The 16316-nt window shown below is 41.1% G+C and carries 15 protein-coding genes; 6 read left to right on the forward strand and 9 right to left on the reverse strand.

What is annotated here, in order from left to right:
- Positions 1-25 precede the first annotated feature (25 nt).
- Both NFU46_RS03535 and NFU46_RS03540 read left to right on the forward strand, forming a co-directional pair.
- Positions 26-463: a SulA-like leucine-rich domain-containing protein gene (locus NFU46_RS03535; protein WP_251599762.1), complete on the forward strand. Its 438-nt coding sequence runs from the start codon at positions 26-28 to the stop codon at positions 461-463.
- 40 nt (positions 464-503) lie between these two features.
- Positions 504-983 (forward strand): YchJ family protein, encoded by a 480-nt coding sequence (locus tag NFU46_RS03540; protein ID WP_175082156.1) that lies wholly within the window; start codon positions 504-506, stop codon positions 981-983.
- Here the strand turns inward: NFU46_RS03540 and NFU46_RS03545 are convergent.
- On the reverse strand, positions 980-1804 hold the full coding sequence (locus tag NFU46_RS03545) for an alpha/beta hydrolase (RefSeq protein ID WP_251599765.1): 825 nt from the start codon (positions 1802-1804) through the stop codon (positions 980-982). The genes NFU46_RS03540 and NFU46_RS03545 overlap by 4 nt on opposite strands.
- A gap of 2 nt (positions 1805-1806) precedes the next feature.
- Positions 1807-2451, reverse strand: coding sequence for an alpha/beta hydrolase (locus NFU46_RS03550; protein WP_251599768.1), 645 nt, complete (start codon positions 2449-2451; stop codon positions 1807-1809).
- A 364-nt stretch (positions 2452-2815) separates the two neighbouring features.
- Here NFU46_RS03550 and NFU46_RS03555 point away from each other — a divergent pair, with 364 nt between their 5' ends.
- On the forward strand, positions 2816-3703 hold the full coding sequence (locus tag NFU46_RS03555) for a LysR substrate-binding domain-containing protein (RefSeq protein WP_054551603.1): 888 nt from the start codon (positions 2816-2818) through the stop codon (positions 3701-3703).
- 55 nt (positions 3704-3758) lie between these two features.
- On the forward strand, positions 3759-4523 hold the full coding sequence (locus tag NFU46_RS03560; RefSeq protein WP_251599771.1) for a YdcF family protein: 765 nt from the start codon (positions 3759-3761) through the stop codon (positions 4521-4523).
- A gap of 5 nt (positions 4524-4528) precedes the next feature.
- On the opposite strand, the gene NFU46_RS03565 is transcribed toward NFU46_RS03560, so the two are convergent.
- A complete protein-coding gene (locus NFU46_RS03565) occupies positions 4529-5281 on the reverse strand; it encodes a Nif3-like dinuclear metal center hexameric protein (RefSeq protein ID WP_251599774.1) in 753 nt (250 codons plus the stop codon).
- A 150-nt stretch (positions 5282-5431) separates the two neighbouring features.
- On the opposite strand from NFU46_RS03565, the gene NFU46_RS03570 reads away from it, so the two are divergent.
- Positions 5432-5809, forward strand: coding sequence for a hypothetical protein (locus NFU46_RS03570; protein WP_054561783.1), 378 nt, complete (start codon positions 5432-5434; stop codon positions 5807-5809).
- 30 nt (positions 5810-5839) lie between these two features.
- On the opposite strand, the gene NFU46_RS03575 is transcribed toward NFU46_RS03570, so the two are convergent.
- The gene (locus NFU46_RS03575) at positions 5840-6316 is read right to left on the reverse strand and encodes an HPP family protein (protein WP_251599776.1); all 477 of its coding nucleotides are present in this window, start codon (positions 6314-6316) and stop codon (positions 5840-5842) included.
- A gap of 99 nt (positions 6317-6415) precedes the next feature.
- On the opposite strand from NFU46_RS03575, the gene NFU46_RS03580 reads away from it, so the two are divergent.
- Positions 6416-6958: a TetR/AcrR family transcriptional regulator gene (locus NFU46_RS03580; protein ID WP_251599778.1), complete on the forward strand. Its 543-nt coding sequence runs from the start codon at positions 6416-6418 to the stop codon at positions 6956-6958.
- A 54-nt stretch (positions 6959-7012) separates the two neighbouring features.
- Here NFU46_RS03580 and NFU46_RS03585 read toward each other — a convergent pair whose 3' ends face one another.
- The 5 genes from NFU46_RS03585 to NFU46_RS03605 all read right to left on the reverse strand — a co-directional run bounded on the left by NFU46_RS03585 (position 7013) and on the right by NFU46_RS03605 (position 16088).
- A complete protein-coding gene (locus tag NFU46_RS03585; RefSeq protein WP_251599804.1) occupies positions 7013-10198 on the reverse strand; it encodes an amidohydrolase family protein in 3186 nt (1061 codons plus the stop codon).
- A gap of 106 nt (positions 10199-10304) precedes the next feature.
- Positions 10305-11129 (reverse strand): M90 family metallopeptidase, encoded by an 825-nt coding sequence (locus NFU46_RS03590; RefSeq protein WP_251599807.1) that lies wholly within the window; start codon positions 11127-11129, stop codon positions 10305-10307.
- Positions 11130-11219: 90 nt separating this feature from the next.
- Positions 11220-14126: a ligand-binding sensor domain-containing diguanylate cyclase gene (locus NFU46_RS03595; protein ID WP_251599811.1), complete on the reverse strand. Its 2907-nt coding sequence runs from the start codon at positions 14124-14126 to the stop codon at positions 11220-11222.
- Between the two features lie 131 nt (positions 14127-14257).
- Positions 14258-14914, reverse strand: a complete 657-nt coding sequence (locus tag NFU46_RS03600; protein ID WP_220094985.1) for a CatA-like O-acetyltransferase — start codon at positions 14912-14914, stop codon at positions 14258-14260.
- A 133-nt stretch (positions 14915-15047) separates the two neighbouring features.
- Positions 15048-16088 carry a Glu/Leu/Phe/Val dehydrogenase gene (locus NFU46_RS03605; protein WP_055021514.1) on the reverse strand — a complete coding sequence of 347 codons (1041 nt, stop codon included), beginning with the start codon at positions 16086-16088 and terminating at the stop codon, positions 15048-15050.
- Between the last annotated feature and the right edge of the window lie 228 nt (positions 16089-16316).

Here is a 16316-nt window from a genome sequence, read left to right on the forward strand (position 1 = left end):
TATAAACAACCAGTGAGTGAAAGTTATGTTACAGCCAATTACCTTAAGAACAGTTAAAAGCTACCAACAAGATAACGATAAAGCGTCTGTTAATTTAATTCAGATTGAAGACGAAATTTCAGCAACTTTTGAGCTATTAAAAGTATTGCATCATTACAATAGCCAAAATGCATGGACACTATTAATTGCTCCTGATCATGTTCCTAGTAAAGCTTTACTAGATTCGTGTTCGATTGATACCAGCAAACTACTTGTGATCAGACAAAAACATTTAGTTAATCTTGAGTATGTTCTTAGTTCAGCATTACATAACGGTAATTTTGCTGCTGTGATCACATGGACAGATATTGTAAACAATCATCAACTTGATTCGATGAACTTAAACCTTGAGCATGCATCTGCTAAATTTTATTGTTTTACAAAAAGCGCTCAATTAAACAATTTAGTACCGCAGCCACAATAGGCTTGTTAAAATAACAATTTATAGTTTTAGGTAAGTTGTTATGACATCACTCACACACTCCCTTTGTCCTTGTGGCAGCGAATCGACTTACGAGCTTTGCTGCCAGCCTTTTCATACCGGTGCAAGCCAAGCTGATACCCCAGAGCAACTTATGCGTTCTCGTTTTAGTGCATACGCGCTAAAAGATGCAAAATATGTATTTAGTACTTATGCACAAAGCCAGCAAGCCGCGAACCCTGTTCGCGAAATTAAAGATTTTGCTAATAGCTGCCGTTTTACCAAGCTAAGTGTTTTAGATACTGAACATAACGAGCAAGAAGGTTTTGTAGAATTTAAAGCTAATTACTTTTATCAAAGCTTGTATTGTGAGTTACACGAGAAGTCGCGTTTTATTAAAGAAGATGGCCTATGGCGTTACCTAGATGGTGATATAACGCCAGTTGCAGATATTAAAATTGGCCGTAACGACGAGTGCCCTTGTGGTAGCGGCAAAAAATATAAAAAGTGTCACGCTCTTTAGTTATCATTAACCTGGTAAATCCAGTCTAAGGCTTGGGTAATCGTTGTTGGGAATGCCGTTGCATGGCGTGCCTGAGGAATAACAAATAAATTTGTCGTAACCAGCGCGCCGCTTTGTTTAGTAATTTTAGCTGCTAATTGCCTTGCGCCCGACACCATTTTTTCGCCTTCGCTTTCTTCAAGTTCTCCCACTGCGATGTAAACTTTTGTTGTGTTGGCAGCTGGTTTTACAGCCATAGCTAATATTGAGTTTTCTTTAAACCACACTGAAGGACTGCCGATAATATAATTTGAAAAAAGCGAAGGCTCAGTGAATAAGGTATAAGCCGCAAATAAACCGCCAAGTGAGTTACCGACTAACGTACTTTTTTGGGTTGTTCTGAAGTCGGCCTCAATATAAGGCAATACAGTATGTTTTAGGTAGTTTAGATACTGACTTGCTCCGCCAGTTTTACGCTGCCAATTTTTATCTTCAAATGGCGTATAGTCATAAATACGGCTATTAAGTCCAGATACACCTTTTTGATATCCTACTGCAACGATAATTACCTCTTCTATAGTCCCCGAATTCATCATAAAGCGACTAGCACCAGAGGTAATTGGCAAACTGTAGTTTGCATCTAACAGGTAAACAACTGGGTAGCGCTTCTGGTTTTGCTTTTGGTAGCTGCGTGGCAACTTAATCGTAATGGGGTATTCGTTTTTGGTATGTTTATCTTTAAGTAACACAGTATTAGTACGTGGCAAAGTAAACGGCTCAGCATGGCTTACATCGCTCACGCCCAAAATACTGATCACAATAACTAACAGTAAATAAGGCATAGTTAATCCTTTAACCACTTCTTAATTGGTAACAGCCACTCATCTTTTGGTTTATAAAATGCGCCATGGGAGAGCCCTGTATTAATGCTTATTTCTTCAAACTTAGTTACGTCACTTCTATCGATTAAAAATTGGCAAGAGCCAACCTGATCTGAGCGCTCAAAGATAGAATACACCTTGCCATAAGCCTTAACTGATGTGTGATTTTTTATAAGGCCTGCGCAACCTGCCAATATAATTAAGTTGATATGTGTGCGTTTAAGTTCATTGACTGCCAGTATCGATAATGCCCCGCCCCGTGAAAAACCAATCAAACTAATGTTTGACTCAGCAACACCGGCACTGATCAATGCTTCAACATCTGCAGCGAGTTTTTTCGCAAACGTAAATGGCTCAGTACCTTTTGGCCTGTGATAGGCAATTAAATGATAGCTCTCATCTGTCAGTGCTTCTTTTACTGCAATAAAGTCATAAACACCAAAGGTTTTGTGAACAGGCTTAGGGTTTGTCCCTTCGACGATAAAACCATGTGAATAAAAAACATAGTGACCATGCGGGTCAATCTCTGTTGGAAACTGGCTGTAAATAGTGCCAGCGCAAACAGGCAACACCCAGCATGCACAGAGTAAAAGTACGGTACGTATCACAAGCATTCCTTTAAAAAATCACGTTACACCTAATAGAAGATAATAACACCTTAAAAAATAATATCTTAGCAAACAACTAAACCCTACTCTCAGTAATTTTAATTAAATATCAAATTACTAATCGCAAGCTGTATCACGATTTAAACTGCAAGTTTCAACTTGAGGTAAATTCATGGAATTTCATAGTTAAACTACAAAAAAATCCTATGACAACGCTGTCAATTATTTATAAAAAGGCGTATTGTAAAAAAGCAGTTAAAATAACTTCAGGTTTTAGACGTCTAGACGTTGAAAAATTAAATTCTAAGGCGTAGTATGTTCGTAATCTGAGTTATACTCACATTTTCCATGAGATTTTTTAAAGATGATTGATATAAAGCACCTAAAAACCATAGCGACCCTTAAAGAAACAGGCTCTTTGGTCAATACCGCCCGTGAGTTGTTTTTAACTCAATCGGCTTTATCGCATCAAATTAAAGATCTCGAGAATAAGTTAGATTGCCAGCTGTTCGAACGTAAAACACAGCCTGTGCGTTTTACTCCGCAAGGTATGCTACTTCTTGAACTTGCTAATGAAGTATTACCTCGTGTTGAGGCAACAAAATGTCGGTTAAAAGAAAGCCTTAACCAGCCAATCTCAAATTTACGTTTAAGCGTTGAGTGTCATGCCTGCTTTCATTGGTTGCTCCCAACCATAAAAGAATTTAATAATTTTTGGCCTGATATTAAAATTGATTACGAGCGCGGCTTTAGTTACGACGCCATTCCAGATTTAATTAATGATGAATTAGATCTAGTGCTGACTTCTGATATTCGTGAACCCGATCAACTTGAGTATGCTCACCTGTTTGATTTTAAATTAAAACTAATCGTTGCACCGGATCATGAGTTGGCAAAAAAAGCCTATGTCACCGCCCTTGATTTAAAAAACGAAACAATTATTTCGTACCCTATTCCCCGTGAGCGCCAAGACATCTTTAAACATTTTATTCAAAATGCACGCTTTGATGGCACGCTTAAAACGGTTGACCAAGGCTTATTGATATTTCAATTAGTGAGTGCAGGTATGGGCGTTGCAGCATTACCAGACTGGCTAGTCACCCCTTATGAAAGCCAGGGGCTCATTAAGTCTATTCCGTTAGGTGCACTAGGTCTTACTCGCCCTATGTATTTAGCGATGAAAAAGAATATGAAAGATAACCCAGTTTATCGCCACTTTTTAAATACATGTAAGCAAAATAACGGTCGCTAAAGCAAGGCAAAATAACTAACATAGCTGCATCTGTTACAGACAATAATATTGATACATGTTTGAAATTAAAAAGATCATTGGCTCATTATTAATGCCCCTGCCGTTGCTCGGGCTGCTTACTTTAATGATGGTATTTTTAGCCATTACACATAAACGCAAAGCACTCTATTTTGGCTTTGTTAGTATTTTAATTTTAATGCTGATAAGCACGCCATTTATTGGTCAATCACTGATAGCTGCAAGCAATAACCCAGCCTGGCAATTTAACCAAGCGAAACAGCCTAAACTCGATAACATTGTGGTACTTGGCTGCTCTATAATGCCCAACTCGCGCCTACAAGCAAACCACCAGTTAGGCGATTGCGCGCTTGCTCGATTACTTGAAGGTGTTAAGCTTGCCCACCACTACCCAAATGCCACCCTCTATGTATCAGGAGGCGGTTTTGCCAATACTACCAATAGCCAGCTCATGTTTGAAACGGCAAAAGCGTTAGGTATTTCTGCAACGAGAATTAAACAAAACTCCCTCGCTATGGATACCGCAGAAGAAGCGAAACGACTTGCCATTTATTTAGTCGATAAAAAAAATGCCTTAGTCACCTCAGCGAGCCACATGCCGCGAGCGAAAGACTTATTTAATGCACAAGGCATTGATGTGATCCCAGCGGCAACCGACTTTCAAGATTTTAGTCAGTATCCAACGTACAAACAGTTTATACCTAACATTGCAGTACTTGTTGCAGTGACCAGAGTCGCTCATGAGAAAATTGGCAGTGCTTGGGTGAGTGTGCGCCGCTGGATTGATCCAGAAGCGCTGTAGAACAATCAGACTGGATTGTCGATATCGATAAACGTTACATCAAAACCGTGCTGCTCAGCTAAAAGCTCGCCTAAGGCTTTAATGCCATAACGCTCAGTAGCATGGTGACCAGCTGCAAAAAAGTCGATACCTTGCTCGCGTGAACTATGAATCGTTTGCTCAGAGGCTTCACCTGTAAGATAAGCATCAATTCCTTGAGCAGCCGCTAAATCAATATACCCTTGTCCGCCACCTGTGCACCAAGCGATGGTTTCGATTTTCTCTTTTCTTACCAAACTAGTTAATGGTGCACGATTAAGAACTTGGGTTATTTTGGCGCTAAATTCTTCACCACTTAAAGGTGTTTTTAAACGGCCTTTTACCGGCACACTATTTGGACCAGATTCAAGCCCACCTGTGAACTCAATATCGAGTAACTTAGCCAGTTGCGCGTTATTACCAATTTCAGGGTGTATATCTAGCGGTAAATGATAGCCATATAAGTTAATATCATTATTTAAAAGCGCTGCAATACGGCGCTTTTTCATGCCCGTGATTGGCTGCGATTCCCCTTTCCAGAAATAGCCGTGATGTACCAAAATAGTATCTGCATTTTCTGCAATAGCAGCATCAATCAATGCTTGGCTAGCTGTGACACCCGTCACTATCTTTTTTACGTCGCTCGCACCTTCAACTTGTAAGCCATTTGGGCAAAAGTCAGCGATAGAATCAGGTTTAAGAATGTCGTTTAATAATTGAGTAAATTGTTTTCGTTGCATATAAAAATCGTCCTTCAACCCTCTATTTTGTGCAAATTTTGGCGTTTATGAGTGAAAAATGGAAGGAAAATCGCAAAAAATTGAAAAGTAAGCTGAAAATAGGTATAAATATATATTCTTAATCTGTGTTTACAACGTATAGGGTCTCTGATGAGCAAACTAGACAAAACAGAAGTGTTAAATGCCTTCGAAGCAGCATACGAAGCAGCGAATGGTAAGAAACCTGAAATCACAACAAAACCTGGTTGGTATAGCATCGACGGTGGCAAAAATATGCGCCTTGCTGATGTTGCAGCGCTGACTGAAGAGCTCACTTCTGGTAAAACAGCTGAGCCTAAAGCAGAAGAAGCACCTAAAGCACCAGCGAAAAAAACCAAAACTAAAACCGCTGCACCGGCTAAAACAGCTAAGAAAGCATCGTTCACTGTTGTTACAGCAAACGATGATGGTTACAAAGCTGAAGAGCTTTGGATTGTTAACCTAGCTGAAAAAGACCACGATTGTCGTTTACCGCGTGGTGTTGTGTAATCAAATTACACTTAGCAATTTTAAAAACCGCTACTCGTTAGCGGTTTTTTTATGGCTGTTCATTTGGCTAGTTATAACCCATTGGCTTAAATAGCCAAACAACACAATAAATACGGTTCCAATCAATACAGGCATCACTAAAAAGTCCCAGCTTTGCATAGATTGCATTATCAAAATTGGGTTTGCGCCTGCCGCTGGATGTACTGTGTCCGTCATCATCATTAGGCTAATTGCCAACCCTGTAGCTATAGCAATTTCAACAGGCCCTACACCGACATAATTTACAAATACAACGCCGATTAGTGCAGTTAAAAGGTGCCCACCAATAACATTCTTCGCTTTAGCTAAAGGACTGTGTGGCACACCAAATACCAGCACCGCAGTTGCTCCAAATGGGGCCATTAACCACACACCATAACTTCCTAATTGCTGTAAATAGGCCAATACAAAAATTGCCATACAAGCAAAAATACCCGCAATGGCCGCCTTGCTTACTTTATACTCCATAAAACCTCCAAAAGGTAGACCGACTTGTCTACCCGCAAATGGTAGACAAGTCGGTCTACTTCTGTCAAGCTATCTTTAGTCACCTAATGAGACCTTAATATGGATAAACGAACACATATTATTTTGACCGCCCTGTCACTTTTTTATCAAAAAGGCATTCATAGTGTGGGAATAAACGAAATTATTAATGTGGCGGGTGTCGCCAAAAAAACCATGTACCATCATTTCGCAAGTAAAGATGAGTTATTATTAGCGTGCCTTAGTGAGCGACATAACAGGTTTTTAAATTGGTTAACGCATGCCACCAGCAAGCTCACTACTGTTGAAGAATTTAAAGTAGCTTTGATCAGCTGCCATGAAGCTTGGTTTAATTCTGAGGTGACTGAGTTAGGTGATTTTAATGGCTGTTTATTTATTAACACCGCTGCTGAGTTTGCTGATCCTGCAAGCCCGATAAATCAAGCCTGCAAAGAGCATAAAATGGCAGTACAACAGTTAATTAAACAGCGTCTATCAGCGTGTGAAAACATGGAAAGCTCGCAGCTAGACTCGCACAGCCACTATTTGATGACGCTTGTAGAGGGCATGATCTGCCAAGCAAAACTAGTAGGAATTAAACAGTTTCCTCATTTAAAGCAATAAATAAACAATAAAAAAGCGGCACAATGGCCGCTTTCAGTTTAGATTTCCGCTAAGTTAGATTTTTTCAAAATATAACTTTTCGCGTTTTTTCTCACCCACTTCGTTCATGGTTGCAGCATCAAATAGACGACCATTGATCATGGTGTAATCGATTTTATCTGTATCACGAATGTTAGTTAGCGGGTTACCGTCAATAACAATTAAATCGGCAAGTTTACCCGGCTCAAGAGAACCGATATTGTTATCAAGGCCAATGTATTTAGCAGGATCTAAGGTTGCTGCACGAATTGCTTCAAGTGGTGTCATACCACCTTGCGCAAACATCCAAATTTCCCAGTGCGCCGCTAAACCTTCACGTTGACCGTGAGCACCAAGGTTTACTAAAACACCCAAGTCTTGCAGCTCTTTAGCAACACGGGCATTGTTAAAGTGGTTATAGTGATGATCGGGCGCCTTAACACGACGCATTGAGCGAGGTAAAAGCTGATTCTTTGGTACAAACTTACTTAAGCGTGGGTGATTCCACACATCCGTCTTGTCGTACCAATAATTTTCACCCCAAATACCACCGTAAGCTACACCCAGTGTCGGCGTATAACCCACATCGCTTTGAGACCAAAGCTGGCGAATATCATCGTAAATATTAGCAACAGGAATTGAGTGTTCAATACCCGTATGACCATCAACTACCATAGTTAAGTTGTGCTGCAGTAATGAACCGCCCTCTGGCACAACCATCATTTCAAGCTCACGGCCTGCTTCAATAACTTGCTGGCGCTGTTCACGACGAGGTTGGTTATATGATTTAACACTAAACGCACCTACTTTCTTTAAACGCTCAAGATGGAATTTAGCATCTTCTAACGAGTCAATATGCGATGTATAACCTGGCATATTTGCACCATATAAAATGGTACCCGTTGAGAAAATACGAGGGCCGACAATCATGCCTGCTTTTTGCATTTCGCTTGCAGCAAAAATCTCTGTGGTGTCGTTTGATGGATCGTGAATCGTTGTCACACCTAACGCTAAGCCAGCTAAGTTCTTCCAGTTTTGCTGTGGAATGATCTCATCGCTGCCTTGCGAGCCGTGCGCATGCGCATCAACAATACCCGGCATAATCGTCTTGCCAGTTACATCAATTACTTCTGCACCTTTAGGAATAGCAACACTGTCTTTACTGCCAACCGCTTTAATATGCTTACCATCAGTAACAATAACGCCGTTTTCAATGACCTGCTCACCGTTCATGGTGATAATACGCGCACCAGTTAACGCGAATACTGATTTAGGCTCAGCCATGGTTTTTGTAAAACCGATGTTGTCGCCGCTTTTAACTTTAAAGTCAGTCTCTGCATTTTGGTTAATCTCAAATAAACCCGCTAGGCTTGCATGATATAACTCTGGGCCTAAGCTCCAATAAAGTTTATCGCTTGTGCCACTCCAGCTGATGTTTTCACCCGCGCGAACAGAAAGCTGCTCAATTGGGAATTGGCTATCTTTCGGGCCAATATTAATGGTTTTGCCACGCTCAACAAATGGCGTTACAAATACTTTAAAACGCTCTGCAAACGCTAAGTATTGGCCATCTGGTGATACTCTAAACTCTGTAGCATGTTCTGATTCGTAAAGTTTACGAACTTGCTTTGATTCAAGCTCAACAACACTTAATGTTGGTTTCGGCCAAGGGCTCATCACATAAATACGGTCATTCGCTGCACCAAATTGCGGCTGATATCCTGATTTAGTGATTAGCGTCGCTTTACCGCCTTTAGCACTTACTGAGTAAATGCCTGGCTCTAATGACCATGTTGGGTTAAGGATACTGCCGCCAGACGCTTTACGGTAAACAACTGTTTTGCCATCAGGGCTGAAAGTTGGCTCTACATATTTACCCGGCTCTTTAGTAATGGTATCGCCACGGCCACTGCGCGCAGATACAATACGTACTGAGCCCTGTTCGTTATCATCCCATGTGGTGTAAACAATCTTCTTACCATCACGAGAGAACTGCGGGAATAATTCAAAGTGGTCGTCTTGCTTAGTCAGGCGCTTTACTTTGCCAGACTCTAAATCACGTTTATAAATATGACCTAGCGCTTCAAATATAGCCGTTTCACCATCCGGTGAAATTTGTACATTACGCAGCATTTTCACATCAAAATTATCGCTATCAATGTTTTGTGTAAAACGCACGGCTTTTTGAATTTGCTTATTGGTCTCCACTTTAAACGGAATAGTCGAGACAGACTTATCATCCACGTCTAGCTTATGAATGGTACCACCCGCCCAAAAGACCAGCTGTTCGTTATCTGGTGTCCAAGCAATTGTTGGGTATACACCATGAATAGCCCATGTCTCTTGCATATCACGCTCAAGCTCGCCATACAGCTTGGTATGCTCACCGGTGTGAAGATCGTATAAGTACAAGCTTGTTTGGAAATCATCGCGCTTGATATACGCAAGCTTTTTACCATCTGGTGAAGGTGTTGGTCGAATAGCCCCACCCATACCATCTATAATTGTTTCAATCTCGCCGGTTTCACGGTCATAGCGTTTAATTTTATAAATACCCGCTACAGAATCTTTAGAGTAATGGAATGTTTTACCCGGCGTTGCATCATGAGAAAAATAAACATAACGACCATCCGGTGAGAACATTGGCTCGCCTAAGTCTTTTTGGTCGTTTTCACGTGCTGTTAGCTGTACACCTTTACCACCCGCTTTATGGTAAAGCCATACTTCACCAGCCCCTAGAGAGCGGCTTGCTGTAAAGTGCTTACGCGCAACTAAGTAGTCACCATCAGGGCTCCAAGCTGGGCTGTTTAACAAACGAAATGTTTCGTTCGTTACGGCTTTTTGGTTTTCACCATTTAAATCCATAACCCAAATATTGTCGCCACCTCCTTGGTCTGAAGTAAACGCAATGTGCTTACCATCAGGGCTAAAGCGTGGTTGCATTTGCCATGCAATATCACTGGTTAATTGCGTTGCTGTGCCACCTGACATTGGCATGGTATAAATATCGCCGAGTAGGTCAAACACCACTGTTTTACCATCAGGGCTAATATCTACGTTCATCCACGTGCCCTGCTCAACACTAATTTTAGCGTCTAGGAATTGGCCTTTTGGTGCGTCCACCTGCCACTTGTCGTCATTTGATTGCTCAGCTGCTGCCACTTGCCCAGTTAGAGCAAGTGAAATAGATACAGCGAGCGCTGTATGAAGCATTTTCTTCATTGAAATCTCACTTTTTATTGTTTTGCTTATATGCACACTTTTAAGATTGCACCAAATAGCATAGCAAGATTCCAGTGATTCGTGTTAAACAGACGTAAATAGTCGACTAATGCCACGCAATCGGATCAAACTGATAAAAGCCAACCAGTAAATGATAAATTTCTGGGTCAAATTGTCTGAGTTCAGCGGGTTTTTCTAAGAAGGTTTCGGTGATAACAGCAAAAAACTCTGCCTCATTGGTCGCGCCATAGCTATGAATAACATGCGGCATGCCATAAGCTAAATGGGTTTTGAGTTGATTAAACGCGCGGCTAAATACTTTTGCCCACTTTTGGTAGTCTTCGTTACTCGAAAGCAGTGGTGTACCCGTGGTTTTACCGGTTTCTTGGTCGAGCTGATGGGCAAATTCATGAAATACCAAATTATGACCATCACTTGGTAAGCGGTTCCCCTCAAGGACATCATGCCAACTCAATACCAAGGTTCCACCCGGCCATGATTCACCTTGACGCACGGTATTGTGATAACTGACAAGCCCAGCATTATCACGAGAAGTTTGCGGGGCATAATACGCGCTTGGGTATAAAAGGATCTCTTTTACATTGCGATACAATGGCCACGGTTTATTAAGCACTAAAACACAGGCATCTGCCGCTACAATCAGCTTCATTGCATCAATAAGCTTAAGACCATCACAACCAATAAAGCGTTTTTCATTTAAAAACCAAACGATGTGACGCTCCAGCTTTTCACGATCGGCATCCGTCATCTTTCGGTAGATAGGCATATATTTTAACAGCAGATTTTTTTGCTGAACATTGAGGGAATTATTAAGGTATTTTTTCTGCCAAAAGTGATTACGGATATCGTCCCAGCGCCAGTAACACACAACAAAAATTATTAAAAAAAGTATCAAAACCAGGTTAAGCATTACTATCGCCTAAAAAACAATCTTGATACTTTAATGTGTGCAAACAAAAAAAGATCAATTGTTTACACACATTTTTATTTTTAAAGCTGATTAATCGAGCGTAATACAGCCTTGATTATAAATAAAAATTTGGTTTCGACCGTTATTCTTTGCATTGTATAAAGCGTTGTCGGCATGTGCTAACAAGCGGTCATAGTCAGTAACCTGCGCGTTATCTGCTACACCAAAACTTACCGTTACAGAAAGACTATCTGCTAATTCTGAGAAATCATAACCCGCTATCTCTAAACGGATAATTTCACACAATCTTGCGGCTTCTTCAGCATTTTTGTATGGGAACAACAAGGTAAATTCTTCACCGCCCCAACGCGCCGCATAACCTTCATCAGGGAAATTCATACGCAGTAAGCGTGCGATTTCACAAATCACTTTATCACCAATTAAGTGCGAGAAATTGTCATTAATTAGTTTGAAGTGATCAATATCCATAATGGCAATACTAAGCGTTTTATTGTCACGCTGAAACTGATTAAAGTTTTCAGACAGCCACATATCGAAAGCGCGTCTATTCGGTAACTGCGTTAATTGGTCATGATTCGCTAAATGAGCAAAAGCATCAGCTTGCGTTTGTAAATCATGCATTTGCTGTTCAACTTTTTCAGTTAACTCAATTTCGATGCGCTTATAGTGATATAAGCGGTATTTATAAATAGCATAAGCAGCAAAAAGCACAGCAACTAAGACAAATAACTTAAAGCTGGTTTTTTGCCAAAAATAAGGGGCAATTTTAAAACGCAGAACTTGCTCATTATTTTGCCAGTCACTATTAGGGTAACCTGCACGCACTTTAAAGGTATATTTACCTGGTGGTAAATTGGTGTACTCGGTAATGACCAAGCGCCCCCTGTCTACCCATTGTTGATTGTAACCACTTAGTTGAGTTTGGTAATTTAACCGCCCAGGCATGATAAAACTTAGCCCAGCGTAATTAAACGAAACACGAGAAACACCAGCAGGTAAACTCAAAACCTCATTACCAACAGGTAAAGTCATGGGTTTGCCATCGACTTCAAAGCTTTCAATAACGGTCGATAAACGGCGTTTACTGGCTTCTTTTAAGCGTTCTGGTGTCGCAATAGCGACGCCTTTGGCTGTTGCAACCCATACTTGACCATCTGAATGAAGCACAGCAGCAGGGTTTGAACCGCCATTTGCTTGCGCGCTTAGCATGCCATCGCCTTCATCATAAAGCTGCATCGAAACACTCATTGGTTGAACTTTTTCAGGGTTATCTAAAAGTGCAACTAACTGAGCTTTGTTCACCTGAATAACACCGCGGTTACTGGTCAACCATAATGAGTCACCTTGCTCAATCACTTGGAACAACTTATCGACCGGTAAACCTTGGTCTCGACCAAACAAGCTCATTTTATCTGTACTGAGATTGTAACGAACTAAGCCTCTATCGGTTGCAAGCCACATTTTATCGCCATCTAAGTAAAAGCCGAATGCATACTCAGTACTGAACTGCTTTGGAAACTCGAGAGTTTTAAATTGCTTAGTAGCTGGGTCATAAATGGACACACCCACTCCCGTGCCGACCCATAACCTGCCATGGTCATCCTCAACAAGGGCCATAATAAAATCACCAATTAAGCCATCTTCGGTGGTGAATAATTCAGTTTGCCCAGCAGGGTCTATTTTGGTTAAACCACCGGCGGTGCCAATCCATAAGTTATCCGCTTTATCAAAAAACACAGCGCGAACTTCGTTGCTGATCAGGCCATTACTGCGGTTTTTTACGGGATAAATTTGCCCATTGACCACTTTCATTAAACCGGCAGTGTAAGTACCAACCCATACTCCGCCCTGCTTATCTTCAGTTAAACTTAATACGGATAGCGGATCTTTTTCATAAGCTTGAATAAGGGTGGTGAGCTTGCCATTTTCAATACGATTTAAGCCATTACTACTGCCCACCCATAAGCTGCCATCAGAATGCGATAACACGGTACGCACATAGTCAGATGCAAGCCCACGGCTTTGACTCCAGTTTGTAAATGGCGCTTCACGCAAGCGAAATAATCCGGCATTCGTGCCAACCCATATACTTTTTTCGCGGTCTTGCAGTAAAGATAAAATACGGTTGTTGGGTAAGCCATCATCTGCGGCTAAGTTTTCAAGGCCTAAACTGCTGAGTCTGAACACCCCTTTATTGATGGTGCCAAACCACAAATCGCCCTGCGCATCTTCGAGTAAGCTGGCAATTGATTCGTTGTTAAGGACAGGATTAATAGCAACAAACTTATCGTTTTTCTTTTGCCATGCGCCTTTTTCGGTGCCGACAATTAATGTGCCTGACTCCGTTAGTAATAAGGTAAACACAGAGGCATTAGGGAGCCCAGAGTTTTCACTGACCTTACTGACTTGCTTATTCTTTATTTGATAAAGGCCATCACTGGTGGCAGCCCAAATAGTCCCTGTTTTGTCTTGTAAAAGACGGTATGCGCTTAGCTTATCAAGCAGTTTTTGCTCAGTGGCAGTTTCAGAAGCGCGGTAAACAATGCCTTGCCCTTCAAGTGCCAGCCATAGCTCACCTTGTTCAGTAACAAGTGCATGGTTAACCATGGCTGATGAACTTGGTAATGCTCGCCATTGCCCTTGTGAGCGAAGCGCAATACCGCCACGGGCACCCACGATATATAAATCACCATTATCCATCGGAATCAGGCTGCGTAGGCCTGAGTCAGGTAAACCAGGAATTTCTGTTCGAGTAAAGAGTTTAAACTCACGACCATTAAAGCGAGCAAGCCCTTCCCAAGTCGCTATCCAAATGTAACCATCTTTGGTTTGCGTTACGCCATTAATGCTATTGTGAGGAAGGCCGGCGCGAGTGCTCCAAGTCTCTGTAAAGTAATCACTTAAAGAGAGGCGTGCAGAATCAGCTAAAGCGCTGAAACTCAATAAAAGAAAAATACAACTAACTACCCGCACCATAAAACTAAAACCCTGATATTTATTATCGTTCTATTCAGTGATGTAGCTCTGTGAAGCCAAAGTCATCCCTAACTTCAGATAATACTACATTAGTTGCAATTTTTACTCACTTTAATGACATTTAGCAACAATCAATTACAAAAATTCGTGATTTTTTCTTGCAGTATTTTCACAAATCGCGCCACATGCAAGCCATCCATCAAAGCATGATGCACATCAATTGAAAGCGGCATCTTGCCAGTTTGTGAGTCATACTGACCAAACACAAACTTAGGAATACCAAGGCCATGCCCCTCACTTACAGCATGCGAGAAGCCGGTAAAGTTTAACCATGGAAGTACTGAGATATGAATAAGGTCAGGCTGCCCTTCTGTTGCAGCAAATGCATCAGAGAAAAATGGTTTTGCTTTACTTGTTTTACCCACAGCAATAGCGTGTTTTGAAAAGTCTGCCATCGACGCTTGTTTTTCAAAATAACTAAAGCGAAATGTTTCATCTTCTGCAAGCTCGACCACACTGCCTCTTACCGATGACAGTTGTACAGGCAATGAATCAATAATACGTTGACGCATTGGTGCATAGTCATGACATGCTTCAAGTGTTAGGTAAACATAGCTGTGAAAGAACGAATACGGTTCTGATTTGCACTTGTTGTAAAGAGCCGCCATGTCGAGTGAAACACACACATTAAAATATGGCAGAGAAAATTCTTTGAAAAAAGCGAAATGCTGCTTACGAGGCCAAGTAGCTAGATCGATAGGTGTAATTTCACAAGATGGAGTTTTCATTAGGTGCCCTCGAAATTTAAAAACCGAGTTTACCTAGCCTGCGTGATTTCGTCACCTTGATGCGATAAATAACAGAGACAAAAAAGGTGCGACTTGCGCACCTTTTTACCTGTAAATTTATCGATTTACTAAATTATAAGCCGTTTTCGATGATTTCTAATGCTAGTTCATCGGCAATTAAATGCGTCGACTTCTGCTCTTTTTCAGAGCGAGCAAAGATTTCTGTTAGCGTATCAAAAATGCCTTCAACGTGTTTCGTTGATGCTTCTGCACTATAACCTTCTGGTGCAGTTTCGTAATAAACGTTGATAATACCACCTGCGTTAATTACGTAATCTGGTGCGTATAAGATACCTTTTTCGCGGATGATCTCACCGTGACGAGACTCTGCTAATTGGTTATTCGCACAACCTGCAATAATTGTTGCTTTTAAACGCGGGATAGTTGTGTCATTTACCGTTGCGCCAAGTGCACATGGTGCATACACATCAACATCTAAGTCGTAGATTTCATCAATACCCACAGCCGTTGCATTGAAGTCATTTACAACACGCTCAACAGCTTGCTCGTTGATATCTGTTACAAATAATGTTGCGCCCGCTTCATGTAGGTGTTTACAAAGGCCATATGCTACTGCACCTAAACCTTGCACGGCTACTTTGATACCAGCAAGATCTTGATGACCTCGTTGATGTTGTAAAGCCGCTTTAATACCTAAGAATGTTCCATATGCTGTGAACGGTGAAGGGTTACCACTTTTACCTTCAAGGCCTAATACATAGTTAGTTTCTTTATTCATGATAGCCACATCATCACATGTGATGTTTACATCTTCAGCTGAATAGTAGCTACCGCTTAAACGCTCTAACTGACGACCAAATGCACGGAAAAGTTGCTCTGATTTAATTTCTTTAGCATTACCGATGATCACTGACTTACCGCCACCAAATGGTAAACGTGCCACAGCATTTTTGTAGGTCATACCTTTTGATAAACGAAGTGCATCAGTAACAGCATCTTCATCAGTTGTGTAGTCCCACATTCTGCAACCACCAACCGCTGGACCTAACTTGGTATTGTGTACCGCGATAATAGCTTTTAGGCCTGATTCTTTATCTGAACAAAACACCACTTGCTCGTGGTTATCAAAGTCGACTTTATTAAATACAGCCACAGTTAAATACTCCGAAATTTTTTACCCTAAGGGGTGTGAGCGCTGAAAGTGCCGAGACTTTATCACTTCGTTTGCTCCCTTGCCACTAAATGAGATGATAAAACTAAGCAAAGTTCTCAGGCCGAAATAACAACTCAAAAACTAACACTTTATGGAAAAAATATACCAATCAATGTACGCATTAAGCATTATTAATTCAAAACAAAATATTAACATTACTAACTTTAT

Origin of the sequence: Pseudoalteromonas sp. NCCP-2140, from assembly GCF_023708065.1 — a bacterium.
Classification (GTDB): domain Bacteria; phylum Pseudomonadota; class Gammaproteobacteria; order Enterobacterales; family Alteromonadaceae; genus Pseudoalteromonas.

Bases quoted from the DNA above. Each gene is read 5' to 3' on its own strand.
- NFU46_RS03600 (WP_220094985.1), bottom strand. From the start codon at position 14,914: ATGAAAACTCCATCTTGTGAAATTACACCTATCGATCTAGCTACTTGG.
- NFU46_RS03590 (WP_251599807.1), bottom strand. From the start codon at position 11,129: ATGCTTAACCTGGTTTTGATACTTTTTTTAATAATTTTTGTTGTGTGT.
- NFU46_RS03540 (WP_175082156.1), top strand. From the start codon at position 504: ATGACATCACTCACACACTCCCTTTGTCCTTGTGGCAGCGAATCGACT.
- NFU46_RS03575 (WP_251599776.1), bottom strand. From the start codon at position 6,316: ATGGAGTATAAAGTAAGCAAGGCGGCCATTGCGGGTATTTTTGCTTGT.
- NFU46_RS03580 (WP_251599778.1), top strand. From the start codon at position 6,416: ATGGATAAACGAACACATATTATTTTGACCGCCCTGTCACTTTTTTAT.
- NFU46_RS03555 (WP_054551603.1), top strand. From the start codon at position 2,816: ATGATTGATATAAAGCACCTAAAAACCATAGCGACCCTTAAAGAAACA.
- NFU46_RS03535 (WP_251599762.1), top strand. From the start codon at position 26: ATGTTACAGCCAATTACCTTAAGAACAGTTAAAAGCTACCAACAAGAT.
- NFU46_RS03545 (WP_251599765.1), bottom strand. From the start codon at position 1,804: ATGCCTTATTTACTGTTAGTTATTGTGATCAGTATTTTGGGCGTGAGC.
- NFU46_RS03565 (WP_251599774.1), bottom strand. From the start codon at position 5,281: ATGCAACGAAAACAATTTACTCAATTATTAAACGACATTCTTAAACCT.
- NFU46_RS03560 (WP_251599771.1), top strand. From the start codon at position 3,759: ATGTTTGAAATTAAAAAGATCATTGGCTCATTATTAATGCCCCTGCCG.
- NFU46_RS03570 (WP_054561783.1), top strand. From the start codon at position 5,432: ATGAGCAAACTAGACAAAACAGAAGTGTTAAATGCCTTCGAAGCAGCA.
- NFU46_RS03595 (WP_251599811.1), bottom strand. From the start codon at position 14,126: ATGGTGCGGGTAGTTAGTTGTATTTTTCTTTTATTGAGTTTCAGCGCT.
- NFU46_RS03585 (WP_251599804.1), bottom strand. From the start codon at position 10,198: ATGAAGAAAATGCTTCATACAGCGCTCGCTGTATCTATTTCACTTGCT.